Below are 20,276 nucleotides of genomic sequence, written 5' to 3'. Positions count from 1 at the left end.
CGGCTCGTCTCAATTTAATAAAAAAAAACGATATCCGACGCCCAGGAAAAACGGCGGAGCAACCCACCTGATCGATACGTACCCATTCGAAGAATTTTCTTACAAGACTTGGCGAATCAGGTCAATTGACCCTCTAGCCGTATTGAGACACCTTGGCATTCTGTTGTGCTGGACCTTTAAAACGCTCATTTACACAAGGATGTGCTAACTCATGAATGGATACATCACGGCCCGCTGGGGCCAGATCATTGGTTCGTACCGTTATGGCCAAAGGGACAAAGCGTCCCATGCGTAGCCATGAATACAAGATCTCGACCCCGCAGCTCCCGTCCTTTGGGAGTGGGCGGGGCGATACTCGAAACGAATGCAAAAGTTGCAGTAATCCCACTGGAGGAATTGATTTGGAACCGCGCGTCGTTGAACTGGAAACCCACCTCAAATACATCCGCAAAGACATGGATGAAATCCGCACCGACGTAAAGGTGATCCGCCACAGGCTGGCTTATTCGGCCGGCGCGGCAGCGGTGGTCGTCGGTCTGCTGGGATGGATTGCGAACAGTCGTTTCGATCAGTTGGTGATGCTACTCACGCGATAAAGGCAACGGACAGAAGGCCCGAGTATTCGACTCGGGCCGCAGCTCGTTACCGCAGTAGCACTAGCCCAGGACTTCGCTCAAGGGGATAAAGCCTACCGAGTCACCCTCGACCAGCGTCTGCCCTTCGAGCACTTCGACCAGGCCTTCAGCCCAGGCTGCGCTGCGCAGAACACCGGAGCTTTGGTTTCGGTAGATAATCGCGTGACCGTTCTCCATGCGGCCTCGCAGGTATTCTCGTCGACTGCCGGCCTTCGGCCAGACGAACCCGGCCGGCACCGTGAACTTGAGCGGTGTTACGGACTGGACGCCCTGGCGTCGTAGCAGGTAAGGCCGTGCCAGCAGCGCGAACGTCACCAGTGTCGAGGCGGGATTTCCAGGCAGGCCAATCACTGGCACGCCACGAAAATGCCCGAACGTCAGCGGCTTCCCAGGCTTGATGGCGAGCTTCCAAAGCGTCAACTCTCCCTCCTCGCGCAATGCGATACCCAAAAAGTCCGCCTCCCCCACCGATACGCCGCCAGTGGACAGGATCAGGTCGACATCCGACAGCTGTGCCAGGCGTTTACGAGTGGCCGGCAAATCGTCAGGCAGGATGCCCGCGTCAACGACGTCACAACCCAGGCGCTGCAACCAGCCACAGAGCAACACGCGGTTACTGTTATAGATTTGACCCGGGCCCAGCGCCTGGCCGGGCTCGACCAGTTCGTCACCCGTAGACAGGACGGCAACGCGCACCTTGCGCACCACTTCCAGCGATGCACAGCCCAAGGATGCCGCCAGCCCCAGTTCGATCGGGCCCAGGCGAGTACCGGCAGAGAGCACCTGCTCCCCAACGGTTGTTTCCTGCCCTTGAGGGCGAATGTTCTGCCCACGGACCAGAGGCTCGGTAAACCGCACCCGCTGGTCGCTTTCAATCACGGCGTTTTCCTGCATCTCGACGCAATCGGCGCCCGCAGGGACTGGCGCCCCCGTGAAGATCCGTGCACAGGTTCCAACCGCCAGCGGCTCCGGGGCCTGCCCGGCGAAAATCCGCTGGCTGACCACCAGCGGCTCTGCGTTCCAGTCAGCCAGCCGCAAGGCATAGCCGTCCATGGCACTGTTGGGCCATGGAGGCAAATCAAGGGTCGATACCAGATCCTCGGCGAGCACCCGCCCTTGTGCGGCGGCCAAAGGCAAACGCTCGCGCTGGACAATCGGGGTGGTCGCCGCCATCTCGAGCAGTCGCTCCAAGGCGACTTCGACAGCCATCAAGCTGCCGGCCTTGCCCGGTTTACCCACGGGATTCACAAGCCGCTGCCTGTTTCAGATGGGGTACGAAGTTACACGGGCGATGCCGCGCATCCAGTTGCTCGGCAAGGATCCCGTCCCACCCGGTGCGTACCGCATTGGTGGAGCCCGGCAGGCAGCACACCAGCGTGCCATTGGCCAATCCCGCCAGCGCCCGGGACTGAACCGTGGAAGTGCCGATGTCCGCCACGGAGATCTGCCGGAACAGCTCACCGAAACCGTCAACCTGCTTGTCCAGCAAGCACGCAACAGCTTCCGGAGTGCTGTCGCGACCCGTAAAGCCGGTGCCGCCCGTGATCAACACCACTTGCACCACATCCTCGGCAATCCAGGTCGCGACTTGCGCCCGAATCTTGTACAAATCATCTTTGAGCAGGACCCGCTCCGCCAGGTTGTGGCCGGCCGCCGTGAGCCGGTCGACAAAAACCTGCCCGGACGTGTCGGTCTCCAGGGTACGGGTATCACTCACCGTCAGCACCGCGATATTGAGCGGTACGAAAGGTACATCAGCCTTGGCTTTCATAGGCTCGTCCAGTTGTAGAGGAAACAGCCCGGTGTTATATCACAGCGCTTCATTTTTTCGCCTGTGCGGAGACACGCCATGACCACAAACACGCCGCTGCCATCATGCTCCATTCTGCTCCTGGCGGGCGGACGCGGACAACGCATGGGCGGGCAAGACAAGGGTTTGCTGGAGTGGCAAGGCGAGCCGCTGATTGCCCATCTCCATCGCCAGACCCGGGCGTTGAGCGACGACCTGATTATCTCTTGCAACCGCAACCCGGAACGTTATGGACTGTATGCCGATCAACTCGTGCATGACGAAGAAGGTGACTTCCCCGGTCCGCTGGCGGGTATCCGCGCGGGCCTCAAGGTGGCCAGGCATCCGTATCTGCTGGTGCTGCCCTGCGACGTTCCACAGATCGACTCAAACCTGCTCGACAACATGCGCGAAACGGCAAGCCGACATCCCGATGTGCCACTGATGGTGCGTCATGGCGAACATTGGGAGCCGCTGCTGTGCGTTATTCCTCGCGCCCTGGCCGGGGCCTTCGAGCAGGCCTGGAACGCAGGCGAACGCAGCCCCGGCCGCATCATGCGCAATCTCCACGCCGTAGCCTTGCAATGCTCTGCCAACGATCCTCGGCTGGCAAATCTCAATACACCGGAACTACTGGCCCAATACAAAGGCGTGTCAGATTGACACTAGCCAGGAACTTGCATGCGATGTATACGTCTGAAGGTTAGTAACTTGAAGAATCCATTTCGGAGAAACACCATGACTCAACGGACCCTCGCCACTTTCATGCTCGCACTGGGCCTTGCCACTCTCGCCGGTTGCGCATCGCCAACAGTGATCACCTTGAATGACGGTCGCGAAATCCAGGCCGTCGACACGCCCAAGTACGACGAAGACAGCGGCTTCTACGAATTCGAGCAACTGGACGGCAAACAAACTCGCGTGAACAAGGATCAGGTTCGTACCGTTAAGGACCTGTAATCTTCAACACCACAGTCAGATACAGAAAAGCCCGCGCTCTATGCGGGCTTTTTTATGCCTGTCCGAAAGCCAGGTTGATTACCACTGCAGCGCGATGTCGCTTTCAAAAACACGTTCCTGGCCAGTGACAGGATCGATGAAACGCAACCCTTGGGCCAGCAGCTTGAGCGGATTGGCGTAATCGTCTTCCGGGTCCCGGATGACCTCGGGGTAAAACGGATCGTTACATATACCCGCACCAAGGGCGCTCATGTGAACCCGCAACTGATGCTTCTTGCCCGTGACCGGATACAGACCATAGCGCCACAGCTCGCCGTTTCTTTCCAGCACCTCAATGGCCGTTTCGGTATTGGGTTCACCCGGTCCTTCCTGCATTCGGAAGAACGGCTCGCCATCAATCATTCGGCTTTTATGCACCCGAGGAAAGACCAGCTCAGGCAACGCGCGGGCAATGGCCTGGTAGCGTTTCTCGATCCGACGCGTGGGAAACAGTGATTGATAAGCCGAACGGGTCTGCGGATTGGCTGAAAACAACACCAGCCCGGCCGTGTGTCGATCGATACGGTGCAGGGGCACCAGATGGGGATTGTCCAATCGCCGGATCAGCCGTCGCAACAAGGTTTGCTCGACATATTCGCCCGCCGGGGTGACCGGTAGAAAATGCGGTTTGTCCGCCACCACCAAGTGCTCGTCGGCGTACAGGATCGACTCCACCACCGGGATCGGCTTTTCGTCGGGCACTTCACGAAAATAGTGGATACGCAGGCCTTCACGGTACGGCAAGTCGACATGGATCGCCTTGCCCTCCCCGTCCAGAACCCGGCCCCGGGCAATTCGGTCCAGCCACTGTTCGCGACTGATGGCGCTGAAATGCTCGCACAGACACTCCAACACTGTCTGCCAGGCGCCGGGGGGCAGATACAGCGTGCTGGCCTGATGGTGCGCGGCGGAAAACGAAGAACCGGACATTAAAAACTCTTAGCCTTTTTGCAGGGCGGCATTATCCGACAGTCTCGCCCGCTAACCCAACACTGATTGCTTCACGCCGGGATCGACGTTGGCTTTGCCGCCGCCTCGGTGAACTCTTTCAACCAGCGCAGCACCTCCACCGCCTCCCAGCGACCCGGATCGTACAACGCGTACAACAGCCCCTGGTAACCCACCACATCCAGCTGTTTGTGGTAACCGGCACGCTGGAACAACGCTTCGATCTCAGCGAAGCAGGTGTTGAAGTGCAGTTTGTTGAAGGGCGTCTTGCCTTCGGTCACCAGCCCGTCCAGGCGTAACTCCTGGACCGCCTCGCGCACAACCTCCACGGACATCCGGTTCACGCTGTTTTTCAGTTGTTCGACATTGACCAAGGGATGCACTCCAGATAGCTGTATAGGCATACAGTAACCGAAACATCCTTCTATCGCCAACAGCCGTATCGGGAACCGACGGACGAAGCACTCAAATCAGGAATGCCACTATCTGTTCGGTCTCGAAGGGCCATTCCAGCTCGGCACCGGTATCCAGCCTGCGCAGCACAGGAATACGCAACGCATAATCGTCCATCCAGGCTTCGCTTTCTGAAATATCCACCAGCTCCACCAGCAAGCGCTCCTCAACAACGAAAGGCATCAGCATTGCCTCGGCGACTTCGCAGAGATGGCAACCCAGGGTGCCGAACAACTGGCATTCAGGAAGCATGGCAAGTAGACCCAAAAAAGATAGACGGTCATTCTAGGCTCGCCCCGCGAAACCGTCGAGTTGCTGCCTCGCTTCAGGGTGTTTCGGTAAAACGCTGATGCAAATCACTGACCGCCAATGCTTTTCCAGCGACGCTTGTCGCATTTTCCCCTCTACGCTGTGCGTTGTAGCCTTGAATTGGAGTACACCTTGTTTGCCAACCTGCTGATCATCCTTGCCTCGTCCCTGGTGGTCATCGCCCTGTTCCGCCGACTGCGCTTGCCTCCGGTGCTGGGGTATCTCTGTGTCGGGTTGGCGGTCGGGCCGACGGCGCTGGACTGGGTGAACGACAGCGAAGAACTGCCAGACCTGGCCGAGCTCGGCGTGGTTTTCCTGTTGTTTTCGTTGGGGCTGGAGTTTTCTTTGTCGAAGATGCTCGAACTGCGCCGGCTCGTGTTCGGCCTCGGCAGCCTGCAGGTGCTGTGTTCGGGCGCGATCCTGGCCGCCTTGCTGGCTCTCTCTGGCGCCCCCGTGATCGCGGCGTTGTTGCTTGGTGCGGGACTGGCCTTGTCATCCACGGCCATTGTCAGCAAGGAATTGACCAGCCTGGGGGAGATTTTCAGCAGCCACGGCCAGAACGCTATCGGTGTGCTGCTGTTCCAGGATGTCGTCGCGGTGCTGTTGTTGACCCTGGTGCCGGTGTTCGCCGGCAGCAGCGAGCACCCGTGGTACTGGGCACTGCCCCTGACCCTGGGCAAGACGCTGGTGCTGTTCGGCGGCTTGCTGTTGGCCAGTCGTCTGTTGCTTCCCCGGCTGTTCCATGAAGTGGCCGCGTCAAAGTCCGCAGAACTCTTTGTGCTACTGGCGCTGGTGATCGTGTTGCTGACGGCCTGGCTGACACATCTGCTCGGCCTGTCACCGGCCCTGGGGGCGTTTCTGGCGGGCATGCTGCTGGGGGAAAGCCACTACCGGCATCAGATCGAAGCCGATATCCGCCCGTTTCGCGACATCCTGCTGGGGCTGTTTTTTGTCAGCATCGGCATGTTGATCGATCTGCAGCTGTTTGTGGATGACGGCGTGCTAATCCTTGGGTTGACGCTGGGCTTGATGCTCATCAAGGGCTGCGTGGTCGCCGTGCTGGTGAAATGGCGCGGCAGTGACGGTGAGACCGCCTGGCGCAGCGGCCTGGCCCTGGCCCAGGGTGGCGAATTCTGTTTCGCCCTGATGGCCTTGATGCAGCAGAACCGCCTCATGCCCGCCGACCTCAGTGGCCTGCTGCTGGCTGCGACGTTCTGCTCGATGCTACTGACCCCGCTGTTGCTGCGCGCCGCGCCACGCATCGCCGCCCGCCTGTACCGCAAACCCAACGAAGCGGCGCAACTGGACCAGATCAGTGCGCTCAACGCCGGCCTATCGGGTCATGTGGTCATTTGCGGGTATGGGCGCGTTGGCCAGTCCATCGGGCGATTCCTGCGCCGCGAAAACCAGGCGTTCGTTGCCCTGGATGATGACCCGGTCATTATCCAGGAGGCCATCGTTGGGGAAAACTGCGTGCATTATGGGGATTCACGACGGGGGGACCTGCTGGCCGCCGTCGGACTGAGCCGCGCCAGGTTACTGGTGATTGCAGTGGACAAGACGGACATTGCCATCACGGTGCTCAAGGAGGCCCGGAGACTCAACCCGAAGGTGCCGATCCTGGTGCGTACCCGCGATGACAGTCAACTGGCCGAGTTGCAGGCTGCCGGGGCCAGCGAAGTGGTCCCGGAGCTGCTGGAGTCGAGTCTCATGCTGGCTTCCCACGCCCTGATCATGCTTGGCCTGCCCGAGCAGCAGGTCCGACAGCATGTGGATCAGGTCCGCCATGACCGCTATCGTTTGCTGCACGGCTTTTACCCGGGCAATCAGGACAAGGAGCCGTAGCGCAATGGTCAGTCCTGGCTGACCGCGCCGATCTTGTGAATCGACAGGTCGGCGCCGTAGTACTCCTCTTCCTGGGTCAGGCGTAGCCCCAGCACGAACTTGATCACCCCATAGACCAGGAACCCACCGGCCAGGGCGATGAAAACACCCAGTGCCGTGCCGATCAATTGGCTGATCAAACTGACTCCTCCCAGGCCACCCAAGGCGCCCTGGCCGAAGATGCCGCAAGCGATGCCGCCCCAGACACCACACAGCCCATGCAACGGCCAGACGCCGAGCACATCGTCGATTTTCCATTTGCCCTGGGCAGCGGTGAAACACCAGACAAACAAGGCACCGGCAATGACGCCGGTCGCCAGCGCGCCTACCGGGTGCATCAGGTCGGAACCGGCGCAGACCGCCACCAAGCCGGCCAATGGGCCGTTGTGCAGAAAGCCCGGGTCGTTGCGCCCGACAATCAGTGCCGCCACGGTGCCGCCCACCATGGCCATTAATGAATTGACCGCTACCAGCCCACTCACCCCAGGCAGGGTCTGGGCACTCATCACGTTGAAACCGAACCAGCCGACAATCAGGATCCACGACCCCAGGGCCAGGAACGGAATGCTCGATGGCGCGAACGCCACCAGGCGACCGTCCCGGTAGCGGCCGTTACGCGGACCGAGCAAAAGCACGGCGGCCAATGCCAGCCAGCCGCCCATGGCATGCACCACCACGGAACCGGCAAAGTCGTGGAAGCTGGCACCGAACTGCGCTTGCAACCAGGCTTGCAGGCCGAAATTGCCGTTCCAGATCAAACCTTCGAAGAACGGATAGACAAACGCCACGATCAGTACCGTGGCGCATAACTGCGGCGCAAACCGGGCACGTTCGGCGATCCCGCCGGAGATAATGGCCGGGATCGCGGCGGCAAATGTCAGCAGGAAGAAAAACTTCACCAGGCTGTAGCCATGATCGGCGCTGAGCACCGCTGCCGGTTGCAGAAAGGTCACGCCGTAGGAAATCCAGTAACCTATGAAAAAATAGGCCAAGGTCGAGACAGCGAAGTCGCTGAGGATTTTGGACAATGCGTTGACCTGGTTCTTTTGCCGGACGGTTCCCACTTCAAGGAACGCAAAACCGGCATGCATCGCCAGAACCATGACCGCGCCGAGCAAGATGAATAGCGTGTTGGAGCTGTGGACGAGATTCTCCACAGCGCTTTGCATATTTTCCATGGTGTTGGGCAGACCTGAAAAAGTTGAAAAAAGCACCAAACCGGTTCGCTCGCCCTGTCTACGCACCAAGTTGAACCTACACACATGCCTGTCGAAAGCTTGTGAACCGCTTTGGTGCGAAAAAACTGACAACACGACGTCCCGCTTTGAGGCGCTTCGCGGGTTTTGATTATTTGGGTTAAGGTTTCGCGGGGTTGTGCCCAGCTTCAGCGCGCTGGTGCAGGGTGTCGCACCAGTACATGGCAAAAGCCTGAGCAAAAGTTGTACCAGTCACTTTCACTGAACCTTCCGACAAGGCTCATACTCGAACGCTTCAGACGTCACTTACGGAGATTCACCGATGGCCAGAACCCAGGCAAAGACTGCTCAAGAAATCCTGATGGAAGATTTTCAGACACTGGTCAGCGACACCGAGCGGTTGCTGGATCACACCGCGACGCTGGCGGGTGATCAGGCGGATGAATTGCGCGGCCAGATTCACGAAAGCCTGCTGCGCGCTCGCGAAACCCTCAAATTGACCGAAGACTCGGTACGCGAACGTGGCCAAGCTGCGGTTGCCGCCACCGAGGAATACGTACAGGCCAACCCTTGGCAATCCGTCGGCATTGCCGCAGGCGTGGGCTTTTTGATTGGTCTACTGGCAACACGGCGCTGATCATGGGTATCGAACAACCTGGCTCGTCCGAAGCGGGCACACAACCTACGGCGCGCCGCCTGGGTGCGGCATTCCTTGGACTGCTGCACAGTCACGTCGAACTGTTCGGCATTGAATTGCAGGAACAAAAGGCCCGTACCGTCAGCCTCCTGCTGTTTGCCGGGCTTGCGCTGGTGTTCGGCTTGCTTCTGTTAGTCGGGCTTTCGGCGCTGGTGCTGATCCTGGTATGGGATACCTATCGTCTGGCGGGAATCATCGGCCTGTGTCTGTTTTATCTACTGGCGGCGCTGTTCTGCGGTCTTCGACTCAAGGCAGCGATCTACGATGAGTCCTCGCCCTTCCACGCCACCCTCGAAGAGTTGGCCAATGATCGGGAGCGCCTGCTGCCATGAGCCTGCCTGATATTCCCCAAGCCCGGACACGCCAGGAAATGCGCAAGGCGCTGGTGCGCTTGCGTATGGAAATGCACCGCCAGGAAATCCGCCAGGAAACCCGCCAGTTGCTGCAGCCTTTGCAGCGAGTGCGCGGCTTGACACAGAGCTGGCACGAAGGTTTCGGCATCAAGCATGCGCCGTTGTGGGGCGTGGCGGCGGTGTCCTTGCTCGGCTTCATTACGGGCAAACGCAGTCGCAGCGGTCGCGCCGGTGGCCTGGCCGGCCTGATCCGGCTGGCAACAACGCTGCTGCCGTTGATCAAACTGGCCAAGGACGTGCGTAAACCCTAAGGCCCCACACACTGTGGCGAGGGAGCTTGCTCCCGCTTGAGTGCGAAGCACTCTCAAAAATGGGCCTGCTGCGCAGTCCAACGGGAGCAAGCTCCCTCGCCACAGGGTTTTGTGCTTGACCATCCTCCTCTTCGCACGAACCCATAGCCCTTGCAGGCCGCCTCATGAACCGGGAAGCTAGGGCATCGACCTTATCAAACGGAGTAACCGGCCTTGGATTGGCATACCCTGCTGACTCGCGAACGCCTCGGAAAAACGTTGCACAGCCCAGAAGAACTGGGCCGTAGCCCCTTTCATAAAGACCACGACCGCATCATCTTTTCCGGCGCCTTCCGCCGTCTCGGGCGTAAGACGCAGGTTCATCCGGTCTCCAGCAACGACCACATCCACACGCGCCTGACCCATTCGCTGGAAGTCAGTTGCGTCGGACGCTCCCTGGGTATGCGCGTGGGGGAAACCATCCGCGGCGCCCTGCCGGACTGGTGCGAGCCGAGCGACCTGGGCATGGTGGTGCAATCGGCCTGCCTGGCCCATGACATCGGTAACCCACCCTTCGGTCATTCTGGCGAAGACGCTATTCGCTACTGGTTCCAGCAAGCCGCAGGCCGCGGTTGGCTTGACGCCATGAGCGAAGCCGAGCGCAACGACTTTCTGAATTTCGAAGGCAACGCCCAAGGGTTCCGGGTTCTCACACAGCTTGAATACCACCAGTTCGACGGCGGAACCCGGCTGACCTACGCCACCCTCGGCACCTATTTGAAATACCCCTGGACCGCCCGCCACGCCGACTCCCTGGGCTACAAGAAACACAAGTTCGGTTGCTACCAGAGCGAACTGCCCCTGCTCGAGCAGATCGCCCACAAGCTCGGCCTGCCGCAGATCGAAGACCAGCGCTGGGCACGGCATCCATTGGTGTACCTGATGGAAGCCGCCGATGACATCTGTTACGCGTTGATCGACCTGGAAGACGGCGTGGAGATGGACCTGCTGGAATATCCACAGGTGGAGTCGCTGCTCCTGGACCTGGTGGGCGACGATCTTCCAGACACTTACCGTCAACTTGGGCCGCTGGATTCCCGTCGGCGTAAACTGGCGATCTTGCGGGGCAAGGCCATCGAGCACCTGACCAACGCCGCCGCCAGGGCATTTGTCGAACAGCAAGAGGCGTTGCTGGCCGGCACACTGCCAGGCGACCTGGTGGAGCATATGCACGGTCCAGCCAAGCGCTGCGTGCTGAATGCCAAGGACATGGCCCGCAAGAAAATATTCCAGGACAAGCGCAAGACCCTCCACGAAATCGGCGCCTACACCACGCTGGAAATCCTGCTCAACGGATTTTGCGGAGCGGCCCTGGAACAGCACGGTGGCCGTACGCCCTCGTTCAAGAATCGGCGCATTCTCGACCTGCTGGGCAACAACGCCCCCGATCCCAACGGCCCGCTGCATAGCGCTTTCCTGCGAATGATCGACTTCATCGCCGGGATGACCGACAGCTACGCCAGCGAAATGGCCCAGGAGATGACCGGCCGCACCCGCCAGTGAGAGGCGACTTACGGATCCTGTACCCGGGCATAGAACCGGTGGGAGCGAGCTTGCTCGCGATAGCGGCAGGTCAGTCGACCTCAATGCTGCTGATCGGATGCCATCGCGAGCAAGCTCGCTCCCACAGGGGATTTGGAATGGACGACGAATTGAGCAATGCCTGCACTTCAGAAGTAACGTGTAACCAACTGCAACTATCGAACAACACTGCTGGCCACTTGTTTACATAAATAACATCCTGAAGGAAATATCCCTTCACAAACGGCCAATAAGCCCCCCTCTTCTTTCACCAACCTACTAAAAACCTAATTACACCGTAGTACCTTGCCTCTTTTTTTGTAGGAAACGTCTGAAACTGAGGATGCATGCCTCGCTCCTCGTACGACCCCGGCTTTAACTGGGCTAAGGTGCGCGCTTTATTTAAGCGCGTAGGATACTTTACTCATGAACTCCGTTTTCATTGTCGACGATCATCCGGTCATCCGCCTCGCCGTTCGCATGCTCCTGGAGCATGAGGGCTATAAGGTCGTAGGGGAAACTGACAACGGCGTCGACGCGATGCAAATGGTGCGCGAATGCATGCCTGACCTGGTCATCCTGGACATCAGCATTCCCAAACTTGACGGGCTAGAAATCCTGTCGCGCTTCAATGCCATGACCACGCCGCTGAAAACGCTGGTGCTCACGGCACAATCGCCAACACTTTTCGGTATCCGATGCATGCAGTCCGGCGCCTCCGGTTACGTTTGTAAACAAGAAGACCTCAGTGAACTCGTCAGTGCCATCAAAGCCGTGTTGTCCGGCTACAACTACTTTCCCAGCCAAGCTCTGAACCCGGTACGCCAGGATGACCCGCGCAGTATAGAGCTGGATCTTTTCAAGAACGTCAATGACCGAGAGTTGATGGTATTGCAACTTTTTGCCCAGGGCCGCACCAACAAGGAAATCGCCAAGGGTATGTTCCTAAGTAATAAAACTGTGAGCACCTATAAAAAACGCCTAATGCAAAAACTAAAAGTCAAATCCTTGGTAGAGCTGATTGAAATGGCCAAGCGCAACGCGCTGGTATGAGAAGAAACAGGATGCTCGAGTGCATAAAGAACTGTCTCTTGTTGATAGGCGCAGGGTTATATGCAGGAACCCTCGCAGCGGCCTCGGGCATGCCCGAGGCCTATACGCTTCTGGGGCGTTCGACCCCGGCCCATAGCGAGGCCAGGCTGGATGACGCCCATCGCGCCTGGCTCCAGGAGCGGCGGGAGTTGGTCCTGGGAACCTCTGCGCCGGACTATCCGCCCTTCGATCTCTCCACCAGCGGGCGCGACTATGAGGGCATGACCGCCGACTACGCCGGCGTCATCGCGAAAGCGACCGGTCTGCCCATGAGGGTCCTGCGATTCGACTCCCGCGAGGCAGCCATTGCTGCACTCAGGAATGGACACATCGACATGCTGGGGACCGCCAACGGTTTCGAAGCCCGTAGCCCCGACATTGCCCTGTCGACGCCGTATGCAGTGGACCAACCCGTCCTTGTGACCCGGATGAATGAAAGCCGATCCTTGAGCGAAGACCTCAAGGGGCTGCGGCTGAGCATGGTCTATCACTACCTGCCGCTGCATGAAATCGAAAAACTCTATCCCAAGGCCCTCATCACCACCTACCCCTCCTATCAGAACGCCATAAACGCCGTCGCCTTCGGCCAGGCCGATGTATTTCTCGGCGATACCATTTCCACCCATTACATGATCAGCAAGGGGTACTTGAGCAATATCCGCATGGCCAGCTTCGGCAAACATGAGTCCCACGGGTTCGGTTTCGCGGTGCGGCGTAACGATACCCGCTTGCTGGAGGTCATCAATGCCACGCTGAACCAGATTTCCATCGCCGAGCAAGCGGCCATCTTCAAGCGATGGAGTGCAGGCAGCGATCTGTTTCTCACGGAGCACAAGATACAACTGACCGACCGGGAAGAACGCTGGCTGACCCGGCATCCGGTGATTCGGGTGGCCGTGAACGAGACGTCGGCGCCCTTCACGTTCTTTGATTCGGACGGCGACTTTCGCGGGATCAGCGCCGACCTGCTGGAACTGATCCGCCTGCACACCGGCCTGCGCCTGGACATTCAGCGGCATCAAAACGACAACGAAATGATTGCTGCCGTGCTGAATGGCGAGGCCGACATGATTGCCGCACTGTTGCCGAGCAGCGAACGGCAACAACAGTTGAAATTCAGCCGCCCTTATGTCGACAGCTCGTTCGTCCTGCTGACCCGCAAGCCCTCCGATACCCCCGCGACACTCGACCAATTCGGGACCCGAAGCCTGGCGATCGTCAAAGGCAATCCGGTCATCGAATGGCTGCGCAACGAGTATCCGAGCATCAAAATCATCGAAACCATCGATCCCCGGCAGGCCGTTGAAATGCTCGCCCAGGGCCAGGTCGATGGCAGCGTGCATTCCCTGGTCATGGCTAACTACTTCATCTCGTCCCACTCACTGCGCGACACCTTGCAAATCAGCAGCACGGTTGGCACTCAGCAGGCCATGTTCTCCCTGGCCACCGCGAAAAATGCCACAGAGTTGAATGCCATTCTCGACAAGGCCTTGACCAGCATCGACCCCGACGAACTGGGCGTGATCAACAACCGCTGGCGCGGCTACGTCTCAGCCTCGGAACACACCTGGCGCACTTACAACCGCCTGTTCTTCCAGATCGTCGCAGGCGTCGGCCTGTTGCTGCTGCTTTCGCTGGCCTGGAATGCCTACATGCAGCGCCAGATCAGGCAGCGACAACGGGCAGAATTGGCCCTCAATGACCAGCTCGAATTCATGCATTCGCTGCTCAACGGCACCCCTCACCCCATTTACGTGAGAGATCGCAATGGTTTCCTGCAAAGCTGCAACGACAGCTACCTGGAAACGTTCGGGGCCAAACGCGAAGACGTCATCGGCAAGAACGTCATGCCCGGGGCCATGAGCAATGCTTTCGAAGCACAGGAGTACCAGGCGGACTACCAGCGCGTCATGGCCGAAGGCACCGCCCTGATCGTGGATCGGCCGCTGCACATCGGGGATAGAAAGCTGACGATCTATCACTGGATCCTGCCCTATCGCAATTCCGCCGCTCAAGTGCAAGGCATCATCGGCGGGTGGATCGACATCAGCGAGCGGCGCCAGCTCTTCGAGGAACTGCGAGCCGCCAAGGAGCGGGCAGACGATGCCAACCGGGCCAAAAGCACGTTCCTGGCGACCATGAGCCATGAAATCCGCACACCCATGAACGCGGTGATCGGCATGCTTGAACTGGCCTTGAAACATGCCGACAAGGGCCATTTTGACCGCTCGACAATCGAAGTCGCGTACGAATCAGCCGCCGGCATGCTGGAGCTGATCGGCGATATCCTGGACATCGCCCGGATCGAATCAGGTCATCTGAGCCTGGCGCCCGAGCGGGTCAATCTCAGGGCCATGCTGCAGTCGGTCATTCGCGTCTTCGAAGGCGTGGCCCGGCAGAAAAACCTGGCGTTGTCGCTACAGTTTGAGCCTGGCGAAGGCAACCCGGACGTGTTGATGGACCCATTGCGATTCAAGCAGGTGCTGTCGAACCTGATCAGCAATGCCCTCAAATTTACCGAACAGGGTCAGGTGCAGGTCAAGGTCCATCTGTCTCGGACCGCCCAGGACAACGTCGTGCACATGCACCTGGAGGTCAGTGACAGCGGCATCGGCATCAGCCCGGAGGACCTGCAACGGTTGTTCGAACCTTTTGCCCAGGTCGACAATACCGGCCGGATGGCCCGCAAAGGTGCCGGGCTGGGCCTGGTGATCAGTCGCAACCTGTGCCAGATGATGGGTGGTAGCCTGCACATGAGCAGCCAGCCGGGCACCGGCACGCAGGTCCAGGTTGGCCTGCAACTGACCGTCCTGCCCACGACAACGGCTGGCGTACTTCCCGATCCGGTGATCGAAACGACCACGACGGCGTTGAACGTTCTGGTGGTGGACGATCATCCCGCCAATCGCTTGTTGATGTCGCAGCAGTTGGAATACCTCGGTCATCACTATCAGGTCGCCCACGATGGCGCACAGGGGCTCAAGGCCTGGCACGCGGGGCATTTCGACCTGGTCATCGCCGATTGCAACATGCCCATCATGAGCGGCTACGAACTGGCGCGGTCGATACGGCGGCAAGAGGCCGAACAACAATTGCCGCCCTGCACCATCCTGGGGTTTACCGCCAATGCACAACCGGAGGAAAAGCAACGCTGTCAGGACGCCGGCATGGACGACTGCCTGTTCAAGCCGATCAGCCTGAGCGCCTTGAGCCAATGGATGACGGCGGTCAAACCCGCCAGCCGGCCACGGGTGTTCAATATGCTGAGCCTGCAGGCATTGACCGGCGGTGACCCTTCATCCACCCGACGCCTGTTGGCCGAATTGTTCAACAGCAATCGCTCGGACCGCCAGGAATTGCTCGAGGTCGCCCGTGGCGGCAACCGCCAGGCACTGATCGAAGCGGCGCACAAAATAAAAGGCGTCGCCCGGATTGTGCAGGCGACCTCGTTGATCCAGCGGTGCGAGGCCCTGGAGCAGGCGTGTCATCAAGCACGGGCGCCTGAACGATTGATCGAATGCGCCGAAGCCCTCGACCACGCCATGACGGAACTGGAGCAGGCCCTGGAAACAGAGATCGCCAAGGCAAAATAATCCGGCATTTACTATGCTGTTCGCTCAGCCGTGCGTGTCAGGGGGCGTTCTCAATCAGTTGCCCCACCGCACCGGAGAAACTGATTGAGAACGCCCTCTATCACTTGGAGTGACTGCAATGCCCAGCGCACCGCGTCCGGAAAAACGCCGGTTTCCCCTGCATGTCCACATCAGCTTGATGTTTACCCTGCTTCTGCTGCTGACGGGTGTGGTGCTGGGCATTTTCAATTACCGACAAACCACACAAATCATCCTGTCCAGCAGCGAAAAGCTGTTCAACCGCATCGAGCAGGATGTGCGCCTGGATTTGTACGACACCTACGAACCGATCCGCCATCTGTTAGGCCTGCTGGCCGACTACCCGGCGACTCGCTCGCCCCAAATGGCCCAACGCCTCGCCCTGCTCGTGCCCTTCAGCCAGGCGCTGCGGGACAACCCGAACCTGGCGTCGCTGTACCTGGGCGACAGCAACGGCGACTTTCTGATGGTCCGGCCACTGCGCACCGCCGACCTGAAAGCGACCCTGAAAGCGCCGGCCAACGCGGCCTATCAGGTCTGGACCGTGGAGCGGGCGAACAACGAAGGTCCGCTCCGCTCCCAGTCGTTGTTTTACGACGAGGCCCTGGTGCTCATCAATCGCCAGGACATTGCCGACGAATCCTACGATCCGCGCAGTCGCAGCTGGTTTCGCAGCGCACTGAACAACGCAGGCCAGATCACCACCGAACCCTATGTGTTTTTTTCTAGCCGCCATATCGGCACCACCCTGGCCCGGCGCAGCGGCGAGGGGGCGGTCATCGGTGCCGACCTGACCCTGGCGGCCCTGTCCCAAACCCTGGCCAAGCACAAAGTGACCGCCGGCACCGAGATTGTGTTGCTCGACCCCGAAGGCAACGCGGTGGGCTACCCCGACAGCAACCGGCTGATTGCCGACATCCAGTCGGCTCGCCTGATCAAGGCCCGTGACCTCAGCCCGGCCATCGCCGCCGCGCTCGACGACAACACTGACACTTCGCGTCTGACGGCGGTCGGACGCCAGTGGATCGTGTCTCGCAGCCACATGCAGGAAGGCGGGCCGCAGGGTCTGGAACTGGCGTTGCTGGTCCCTGAAGACGAGTTGCTGGCCGATGCCTATCGCCTGCGCTGGCAAGGCGCGCTCATCACCCTCGCCACCTTGCTGCTGTGCCTGCCCCTGGGTTGGCTGACCTCCAGAATCCTGGTCAAGCCCCTGCATGCGCTGGTGCAGGAGGCCGATGCCATTCGCAGCTTTGATTTCAACTACCCGGTGTCGCGTCGCTCCCCCGTGCTGGAGGTCGATCAGTTGAGCGTCTCGATGGCGCGAATGAAAGAAACCTTGGCAAGCTTCTTTGAAATCACCGCCAGCCTGCGCGCCGAAACCCGCTTCGCCCCCTTGCTGGAACAAGTGCTGTTCGAGACCGTAAAAATCGCCCAGGCCCAGGCCGGCCTGATCTACCTGCGCGAAAACGACGAGGATCGGGTCAAGCCGTACGGGCTGGTGATCGATGGAGCCCCTCGAGACCTCAAGACCTTCGAGCTGACAGGCTATGGGCTTGACACTGACGACAGCCCGCCATGGCTCCAGCCACTGGCCACCTCGGAAAACCTCGTGACCTCACTGGGCTTCGAGCAGGCCGCCGACCTGCGGAGCGTCCTGCTGGCCCTGGACGCTCCACGGGTTCATCTGATCGGCATTCGCCTGCGCAATCGCCATCAGGAAACCATCGGCGTACTGGTACTGCTGATCGCCGACAGCGGCACCGAAGCCGACCTGGAAAAACTGCAACCAGACCGCATCGCCTTCCTGCAGGCTGTGTCCGGCGCCGCCACCGTGAGCATCGAAAGCCAGCGCCTGCAGGCCAGGCAAAAACAATTGCTGGACTCGTTCATCCAGCTACTGGCCGGTGCGATCGATGCCAAGAGCCCCTACACCGGTGGCCATTGCCAACGGGTACCGGCCCTGACGCTGATGCTCGCCCAGGCTGCCGCCGCCAGCCAGGCGCCGGCGTTCCAGGCCTACCGACCGACGGAAGATGAGTGGGAAGCGCTGCACATTGCGGCCTGGCTGCACGATTGTGGCAAGGTCACCACGCCCGAATACGTGGTGGATAAAGCCACCAAGCTGGAAACCCTGAACGATCGGATTCACGAAATTCGTACCCGCTTCGAGGTGCTCAAGCGCGATGCCTGGGTCGATTACTGGCAGGCCGTGGCGACGGGGGGTGAGCCGTCAACCCTGGCCCAGCGGCGCGACGCGGCGTTGGCCAGCCTCGATGACGATTTTGCCTTTGTCGCCCGCTGCAATCTGGGCTCCGAAGCCATGGCCGACGCCGATCTGCAACGCTTGCAGCACATCGCCCAGCGCCCGTGGACCCGGACCCTCGATGATCGCCTCGGGGTGTCCTGGGAAGAGAATCGGCGCCAGGCGCGCACGCCGAGGCCAACCCTCCCGGTCACCGAACCCTTGTTGGCGGACAAGCCCGAGCACCTGCTGGAACGGCACGCCGCCGAGCTGATCCCGGCGGACAACCCGTGGGGCTTCCAGCTCGACGTGCCGCCGTGGAAATACAACCGCGGCGAACTCTACAACCTCAGCATTACCCGAGGCACGCTGACCCGTGAGGAACGCTATGTCATCAATCATCACATGGTGCAGACGATCCTGATGCTCAGCCAGTTGCCCTTCCCCAGCCACCTGGACTCTGTGGCAGAGATCGCCGGCGGTCATCACGAGAAGATGGATGGCAGCGGCTACCCCAAGCGGCTCAAGCGCGAGGAGATGAGCCTGCCGGCCCGCATGATGGCGATTGCCGACATTTTCGAAGCGCTGACGGCGGCCGACCGCCCCTACAAGAAAGCGAAGAAACTGAGCGAAGCCCTGGGCATCATGGCCACCATGTGCCGAGACGCGCACATCGATCCCGAACTGTTCGGGTTGTTCATCGATGCGCGGATCTACCTCGATTACGCCAGCCAGTTTCTCGACCCGCAGCAGATCGACGACGTCGACCCGGACAGCCTGCGGGTCAAGGCAGGGCTGAAGGCATGATCAGCAATCCGTCAGGCGCAGGAAGATCGCTGCCAACTGTTCAATGCCGGCCTGGTCATGCTCGGTAAAGCGCGCCAGTTTCGGGCTGTCCAGGTCGAGCACGCCAATCAGGCGCCCGTCCTTGACCAGCGGCACCACCAGCTCGCTGTTCGAGGCGCTGTCGCAGGCGATGTGGCCGGCGAAGGCATGGACATCTTCGACACGCTGGGTCTGGCGAGTCGCCGCAGCGGTACCGCACACACCGCGACCGAAAGGAATCCGCACACAGGCGATCTGGCCCTGGAACGGCCCCAACACCAGTTCTTCATTGCGATTGAGGTAAAAACCGGCCCAGTTCAAGTCGTCCAGCTGACTGAACAGAAACGCCGAGAACTGCGCGGCGTTGGCAATGAAATCACGCTCATCGGCCAGCAAGGATTCCAGCTGTGCCGATAACAACCCGTAGCCGTCGAGGCCTGCTCCCGTATTCTGCAAATCGATCATGCCTTGTGCTCCAACAGTTTCAGGCCCACCCAATAACGGGCAAACTGATAAGCGCAACGCCCGTTGCGGTTGCCGCGTCCGGTGGCCCAGCGCACCGCCTGGATGTCCAGCGCCTCGTCGCGTTGCCAGGCCAGCCCGGCCTTGGCCGCCAGTTCGCCGATCCAGTGCTCTACCACGTTGAGGAAATGCTCCTGGGTAAACGGATAAAACGACAGCCACAGCCCGAAACGGTCGGACAAGGCGATTTTGTCCTCCACGGCTTCGCTGGGGTGAAGCTCGCCGTCGACCCGTTTCCAGTTTTCGTTGTCACTTTCCTTCTCCGGCACCAGATGGCGGCGGTTGGAGGTGGCGTACAACAGCACGTTATCCGGCGCCTGCTCGAGCGAACCATCCAACACGCTTTTAAGCACGCGGTAATCGCCTTCACCGGACTCGAACGACAAGTCATCGCAGAACACCACGAAGCGCTGTGGCAGTTTCGCGATCTGCTCGACCACCCGGGGCAGATCGGCCAGGTGATCGCGCTCGATCTCGATCAGCCGCAGGCCATGCGGGGCGTGCTCGGCCAGCAACGCACGCACCAGGGACGATTTGCCGGTACCCCGCGAACCCCAGAGCAACGCATGGTTGGCGGGCATGCCGTCGATGAACTGCCGGGTGTTGCGACCCAATTGTTCGACCTGGCGATCCACGCCAATCAGGTCCGACAGGCGCATGTCGAGGCTGACTTGAAGCGGCAGCAGGTAACCGCTACGCCCGTCCCGCTGCCAGCGCGCGGCCAGGGTCTGGGTCCAATCGATCGCCAGCCGGGGCGCGGGCAACAAGGGTTCGATACGCGCCAGCACGGCATCGGCGCGCTCAAGAAAAGCATTCAATCGGGAATCCACGTCTTCTCCTCGGACAGGTT

19 protein-coding genes are annotated in these 20,276 nt (G+C 60.1%); 11 read left to right on the top strand and 8 right to left on the bottom strand.

What is annotated here, in order from left to right; translation table 11 throughout:
• Positions 1–308 precede the first annotated feature (308 nt).
• Positions 309–596: a hypothetical protein gene (locus CD58_RS31390; RefSeq protein WP_419178833.1), complete on the top strand. Its 288-nt coding sequence runs from the start codon at positions 309–311 to the stop codon at positions 594–596.
• A gap of 60 nt (positions 597–656) precedes the next feature.
• On the opposite strand, the gene glp is transcribed toward CD58_RS31390, so the two are convergent.
• Positions 657–1,844 (bottom strand): gephyrin-like molybdotransferase Glp, encoded by a 1,188-nt coding sequence (glp, locus tag CD58_RS08790; RefSeq protein WP_162178163.1) that lies wholly within the window; start codon positions 1,842–1,844, stop codon positions 657–659.
• A 22-nt stretch (positions 1,845–1,866) separates the two neighbouring features.
• Positions 1,867–2,406: a molybdenum cofactor biosynthesis protein B gene (gene moaB / locus CD58_RS08785; RefSeq protein ID WP_025212649.1), complete on the bottom strand. Its 540-nt coding sequence runs from the start codon at positions 2,404–2,406 to the stop codon at positions 1,867–1,869.
• 78 nt (positions 2,407–2,484) lie between these two features.
• On the opposite strand from moaB, the gene mobA reads away from it, so the two are divergent.
• Both mobA and CD58_RS08775 read left to right on the top strand, forming a co-directional pair.
• Positions 2,485–3,087 carry a molybdenum cofactor guanylyltransferase MobA gene (mobA, locus tag CD58_RS08780; protein ID WP_025212648.1) on the top strand — a complete coding sequence of 201 codons (603 nt, stop codon included), beginning with the start codon at positions 2,485–2,487 and terminating at the stop codon, positions 3,085–3,087.
• A 75-nt stretch (positions 3,088–3,162) separates the two neighbouring features.
• Positions 3,163–3,384 (top strand): YgdI/YgdR family lipoprotein, encoded by a 222-nt coding sequence (locus CD58_RS08775; RefSeq protein WP_025212647.1) that lies wholly within the window; start codon positions 3,163–3,165, stop codon positions 3,382–3,384.
• Between the two features lie 78 nt (positions 3,385–3,462).
• Here CD58_RS08775 and CD58_RS08770 read toward each other — a convergent pair whose 3' ends face one another.
• The 3 genes from CD58_RS08770 to CD58_RS08760 form a co-directional block, all read right to left on the bottom strand.
• A complete protein-coding gene (locus CD58_RS08770; protein ID WP_025212646.1) occupies positions 3,463–4,353 on the bottom strand; it encodes a pseudouridine synthase in 891 nt (296 codons plus the stop codon).
• A gap of 71 nt (positions 4,354–4,424) precedes the next feature.
• Positions 4,425–4,745: a transcriptional regulator gene (locus CD58_RS08765; RefSeq protein WP_025212645.1), complete on the bottom strand. Its 321-nt coding sequence runs from the start codon at positions 4,743–4,745 to the stop codon at positions 4,425–4,427.
• A gap of 91 nt (positions 4,746–4,836) precedes the next feature.
• Positions 4,837–5,076 carry a glutaredoxin family protein gene (locus tag CD58_RS08760; protein ID WP_025212644.1) on the bottom strand — a complete coding sequence of 80 codons (240 nt, stop codon included), beginning with the start codon at positions 5,074–5,076 and terminating at the stop codon, positions 4,837–4,839.
• A 189-nt stretch (positions 5,077–5,265) separates the two neighbouring features.
• On the opposite strand from CD58_RS08760, the gene CD58_RS08755 reads away from it, so the two are divergent.
• Positions 5,266–6,978: a cation:proton antiporter gene (locus tag CD58_RS08755; RefSeq protein ID WP_025212643.1), complete on the top strand. Its 1,713-nt coding sequence runs from the start codon at positions 5,266–5,268 to the stop codon at positions 6,976–6,978.
• An 8-nt stretch (positions 6,979–6,986) separates the two neighbouring features.
• Here CD58_RS08755 and CD58_RS08750 read toward each other — a convergent pair whose 3' ends face one another.
• Entirely contained in the window at positions 6,987–8,195 is a 1,209-nt protein-coding gene (locus CD58_RS08750; protein WP_025212642.1) for an ammonium transporter, read from the bottom strand.
• Positions 8,196–8,535: 340 nt separating this feature from the next.
• Here CD58_RS08750 and CD58_RS08745 point away from each other — a divergent pair, with 340 nt between their 5' ends.
• The 7 genes from CD58_RS08745 (at position 8,536) to CD58_RS08715 (ending at position 18,886) form a co-directional block, all read left to right on the top strand.
• Positions 8,536–8,850, top strand: coding sequence for a DUF883 family protein (locus CD58_RS08745; protein WP_025212641.1), 315 nt, complete (start codon positions 8,536–8,538; stop codon positions 8,848–8,850).
• A 2-nt stretch (positions 8,851–8,852) separates the two neighbouring features.
• Positions 8,853–9,242, top strand: a complete 390-nt coding sequence (locus CD58_RS08740; protein ID WP_025212640.1) for a phage holin family protein — start codon at positions 8,853–8,855, stop codon at positions 9,240–9,242.
• The gene (locus CD58_RS08735; protein ID WP_025212639.1) at positions 9,239–9,574 is read left to right on the top strand and encodes a hypothetical protein; all 336 of its coding nucleotides are present in this window, start codon (positions 9,239–9,241) and stop codon (positions 9,572–9,574) included. The genes CD58_RS08740 and CD58_RS08735 overlap by 4 nt, the downstream gene beginning before the upstream one ends.
• A gap of 213 nt (positions 9,575–9,787) precedes the next feature.
• Positions 9,788–11,116 carry a deoxyguanosinetriphosphate triphosphohydrolase gene (locus tag CD58_RS08730; protein WP_025212638.1) on the top strand — a complete coding sequence of 443 codons (1,329 nt, stop codon included), beginning with the start codon at positions 9,788–9,790 and terminating at the stop codon, positions 11,114–11,116.
• 444 nt (positions 11,117–11,560) lie between these two features.
• Positions 11,561–12,187, top strand: coding sequence for a response regulator transcription factor (locus CD58_RS08725; RefSeq protein ID WP_025212637.1), 627 nt, complete (start codon positions 11,561–11,563; stop codon positions 12,185–12,187).
• Positions 12,188–12,198: 11 nt separating this feature from the next.
• Positions 12,199–15,819: a transporter substrate-binding domain-containing protein gene (locus tag CD58_RS08720; protein ID WP_025212636.1), complete on the top strand. Its 3,621-nt coding sequence runs from the start codon at positions 12,199–12,201 to the stop codon at positions 15,817–15,819.
• 118 nt (positions 15,820–15,937) lie between these two features.
• Positions 15,938–18,886, top strand: a complete 2,949-nt coding sequence (locus CD58_RS08715; RefSeq protein ID WP_025212635.1) for an HD domain-containing phosphohydrolase — start codon at positions 15,938–15,940, stop codon at positions 18,884–18,886.
• On the opposite strand, the gene CD58_RS08710 is transcribed toward CD58_RS08715, so the two are convergent.
• A complete protein-coding gene (locus CD58_RS08710; protein WP_025212634.1) occupies positions 18,887–19,369 on the bottom strand; it encodes a GAF domain-containing protein in 483 nt (160 codons plus the stop codon).
• Entirely contained in the window at positions 19,366–20,256 is an 891-nt protein-coding gene (locus CD58_RS08705; protein WP_025212633.1) for an ATP-binding protein, read from the bottom strand. The genes CD58_RS08710 and CD58_RS08705 overlap by 4 nt, the downstream gene beginning before the upstream one ends.
• Between the last annotated feature and the right edge of the window lie 20 nt (positions 20,257–20,276).

Origin of the sequence: Pseudomonas brassicacearum, assembly GCF_000585995.1 — a bacterium.
Lineage (GTDB): Bacteria > Pseudomonadota > Gammaproteobacteria > Pseudomonadales > Pseudomonadaceae > Aquipseudomonas > Aquipseudomonas brassicacearum_A.
The sequence above is the reverse complement of the archived record's forward strand: the minus strand, read 5'-3'. Positions and strand labels throughout refer to the sequence as shown.

Coding starts and splice junctions, on each gene's coding strand:
- CD58_RS08735 (WP_025212639.1), top strand. CDS start 9,239: ATGAGCCTGCCTGATATTCCCCAAGCCCGGACACGCCAGGAAATGCGC.
- CD58_RS08775 (WP_025212647.1), top strand. CDS start 3,163: ATGACTCAACGGACCCTCGCCACTTTCATGCTCGCACTGGGCCTTGCC.
- CD58_RS08750 (WP_025212642.1), bottom strand. CDS start 8,195: ATGGAAAATATGCAAAGCGCTGTGGAGAATCTCGTCCACAGCTCCAAC.
- moaB (WP_025212649.1), bottom strand. CDS start 2,406: ATGAAAGCCAAGGCTGATGTACCTTTCGTACCGCTCAATATCGCGGTG.
- CD58_RS08710 (WP_025212634.1), bottom strand. CDS start 19,369: ATGATCGATTTGCAGAATACGGGAGCAGGCCTCGACGGCTACGGGTTG.
- CD58_RS08740 (WP_025212640.1), top strand. CDS start 8,853: ATGGGTATCGAACAACCTGGCTCGTCCGAAGCGGGCACACAACCTACG.
- glp (WP_162178163.1), bottom strand. CDS start 1,844: ATGGCTGTCGAAGTCGCCTTGGAGCGACTGCTCGAGATGGCGGCGACC.
- CD58_RS08745 (WP_025212641.1), top strand. CDS start 8,536: ATGGCCAGAACCCAGGCAAAGACTGCTCAAGAAATCCTGATGGAAGAT.
- mobA (WP_025212648.1), top strand. CDS start 2,485: ATGACCACAAACACGCCGCTGCCATCATGCTCCATTCTGCTCCTGGCG.
- CD58_RS08725 (WP_025212637.1), top strand. CDS start 11,561: ATGAACTCCGTTTTCATTGTCGACGATCATCCGGTCATCCGCCTCGCC.
- CD58_RS08720 (WP_025212636.1), top strand. CDS start 12,199: ATGCTCGAGTGCATAAAGAACTGTCTCTTGTTGATAGGCGCAGGGTTA.
- CD58_RS08760 (WP_025212644.1), bottom strand. CDS start 5,076: ATGCTTCCTGAATGCCAGTTGTTCGGCACCCTGGGTTGCCATCTCTGC.
- CD58_RS08715 (WP_025212635.1), top strand. CDS start 15,938: ATGCCCAGCGCACCGCGTCCGGAAAAACGCCGGTTTCCCCTGCATGTC.
- CD58_RS08770 (WP_025212646.1), bottom strand. CDS start 4,353: ATGTCCGGTTCTTCGTTTTCCGCCGCGCACCATCAGGCCAGCACGCTG.